Source organism: Paenibacillus phytorum (assembly GCF_013141715.1).
In the GTDB taxonomy this organism is placed as follows: domain Bacteria; phylum Bacillota; class Bacilli; order Paenibacillales; family NBRC-103111; genus Paenibacillus_E; species Paenibacillus_E phytorum.
This window is the reverse complement of sequence record NZ_WHOA01000034.1, coordinates 1-2,517: the sequence shown is the minus strand read 5'-3', so window position 1 is coordinate 2,517 and position 2,517 is coordinate 1. Positions and strand designations below refer to the sequence as shown.

The window sequence follows — 2,517 nt, the reverse complement described above, 5'->3', positions numbered from 1 at the left end:
ATTACGCTAACGGGACACTTAGATCAATCAATCGGAGGTTGATGGAAAATAGACAAGGACTTAAAAAAGAAATTATCCGAAGAATATATGAAGGATTTCCTGGTGCTAAGAATAATTGTTAATAAATTTGATCCTCTTGGCTTAATCCGAGGAGGAGCTCCAGAAAATGAACACGATAATGTGACGCAGAAGCTTATTCGATGCTTGTACGACAATAAATTAGAGAATGTAAGAGATATTTTTATTGATTGTTACGATGAGTACGGATTTAACGGAAGGAACATTAAGGAAGAATTTATATACAGTTTTAACAAGAAAATTGAGGACACATACAATTTAATTGAAGATTGGTATTTCAATAAATACAAAAAGAGAACATTAAACTAAAGAGAAACGTTAGTGAAATCACGACATGAAGGCAGCCGAACACGATCGGCTGCCTTTGTCTGCTGAAGTAACGGGCAACATTCCTATTTGGATAAATATCGGGTCTGAGGAGGATATAAAAGACTCATTGGTAAGTTGATGACGGGTCCCAAAAACAAACCAAGGAGACTACACTATGTATTTTACTCAAAATCAGTGTTATAAAATTACATCCATTAAAAGCGAATTGGAATTTGAAAGGGGTTAGGAAAACAATTGCTTAGCATGTTGAAGACATTATAGAATTTATGGATCAACTACATATTTCCAAGGCACATGTTATTGGATATGGTATGGGAGGAGGAGTTGCGCTCCATTGTGCTGTCAGTCATCCTCACAGAATTGCATCATTGACGTCAATAGGTCAATGTGGTTTTGTCGCATCCAAAGGATCGGAAGAGTTTGAACCGGAGTGGCTTTTACAAAACGGTCGCAATGATTTTATCAATTCCATGATAGAAAGGCATATGGACGCGCATCAAGGTAACTGGCAGGAATTCTTGCGGCAAAAGGTTAAAGATTGGCGGACCTATCCGCGGCTAAATGACGAAGAACTAAGCAGCATCGCCTGTCCCACTCTCTTTATTGGTGGGCAATATGACGAGCTCGCACCTGAGGATGATCTAAAGCGTGCAGCTGCTCTGATCCATAACTCTCGTTATGTGATAGTGCCAGGTTCCAGTCATAGACCTCATATGAGTGGAGAAAATCCTGTGTTTGTCAACGATACCATATTGAATTTTATAGAAACTCAACACTCATGAGGGAGGGGGGAAACGATGCCATACCTACAGGCTAGGGACTTGGAGATGTTCTACGAAAAAATGGGCTTTGGAGAGATTGTAATCTTTCTGCATAGCGGGTATTCCCGGGGCATCTTGGCTTTCGCGAGTCAAATGCTAGATTTCCAAAAGAAATACACCTGTTTTTTTCCTGACTTCCGAGGACATGGCAGGACAAAATGCGAAAGTCTTGAATGGTCTACGCCTACAATTGCTGATGATATTGTGGAATTTATGGATAATATGGATATCTCAAAAGCCCATTTGATTGGTTACAGCTTGGGAGCAAATGTCGGTCTATATGTTGCCGTTAATAACTCCGATAGAGTAGCTACTCTTACTACTATTGGTTCAAGCGGTTTTTGTGATCCAACTGGTGTTGAAGAATTTGAACCAGAATGGCTTGTTGAAAATGGGAAGCAGGATACGATTAATCAAATGATTGAAAGGCACATGGAAGCACATAAAGGTAATTGGCAAGAACATATGAGACAATCAGCACGAGATTGGCGTCTATACCCGCAACTATCAGAGGAACAACTCAGCAGTATTAAATGCCCGGCGTTATTTATCACTGGTGAATATGACCAATTTGTCGGCGAGGAAAAAATCAGACACTTGAGTTCCCTTGTTAAAGGATCAAATTATCTTATTGTCTCGAACGGCAGCCATAGACCTCATATGTTAAGGGAAAACCCTTCATTAGTAAATGATGCGATTCTTCAATTTCTAGACGCTAATTCAAAGTAAGGGATTCCTCATCATCATATCAGGATAGATCGATGGGAATCGGAGTTACGCTAACGAAGAACATTTGTTCAATAAACTTACCTTAATAGGATGCCGGAATAATCGGCAGCCTTTGCTCACCTAACGGGAGGTTTCCCTAATAGTAAATAGGAGAAAATTCGAATAAGCGACTTGTCGAAGTTCGGGGTTTAATATTAACGGATCTAATTTATTAAGATTTCATCGCTTTCTCAAGTTCAGTAGATTTCAATGCTTCTAAACCTCCTCTTGTATAAAGGAGGTTTTTTGTTTAAAATTTATGACATGCTCAATCGGAGGTGTATGAAGTGATTAAAAAATACCCATTGCTTAAAGAACCTGACAAAACAATGTTTATTTTCGAAAAGAATGGAAAGTTTTATGGACATATTGTTAAAAATAAGACTGAAAAATCAGTCGCAAAGATAACGTTTGAAACAGGGAAGTACGATTCAGTAGAGCAGTTAAAGTCTGAATATCCAGCACTGTAAATATAAATAGTATGATATACATTACTTTACAATATAAAAAAGACTACATT

3 protein-coding genes are annotated in these 2,517 nt (G+C 38.3%); all 3 read left to right on the top strand.

Annotated features, from left to right (window positions below):
• Positions 1 to 662: 662 nt before the first annotated feature.
• The 3 genes from GC098_RS05790 to GC098_RS05780 all read left to right on the top strand — a co-directional run bounded on the left by GC098_RS05790 (position 663) and on the right by GC098_RS05780 (position 2,467).
• Complete coding sequence (locus tag GC098_RS05790) at positions 663 to 1,190, top strand: alpha/beta fold hydrolase (protein ID WP_312879995.1); 528 nt, start codon at positions 663 to 665, stop codon at positions 1,188 to 1,190.
• Positions 1,191 to 1,205: 15 nt separating this feature from the next.
• Positions 1,206 to 1,958: an alpha/beta fold hydrolase gene (locus GC098_RS05785; RefSeq protein ID WP_171641825.1), complete on the top strand. Its 753-nt coding sequence runs from the start codon at positions 1,206 to 1,208 to the stop codon at positions 1,956 to 1,958.
• Between the two features lie 326 nt (positions 1,959 to 2,284).
• Positions 2,285 to 2,467 (top strand): hypothetical protein, encoded by a 183-nt coding sequence (locus GC098_RS05780; protein ID WP_171641823.1) that lies wholly within the window; start codon positions 2,285 to 2,287, stop codon positions 2,465 to 2,467.
• The last annotated feature ends 50 nt before the right edge of the window (positions 2,468 to 2,517 follow it).

Bases quoted from the DNA above. Each gene is read 5' to 3' on its own strand.
- GC098_RS05785 (WP_171641825.1), top strand. From the start codon at position 1,206: ATGCCATACCTACAGGCTAGGGACTTGGAGATGTTCTACGAAAAAATG.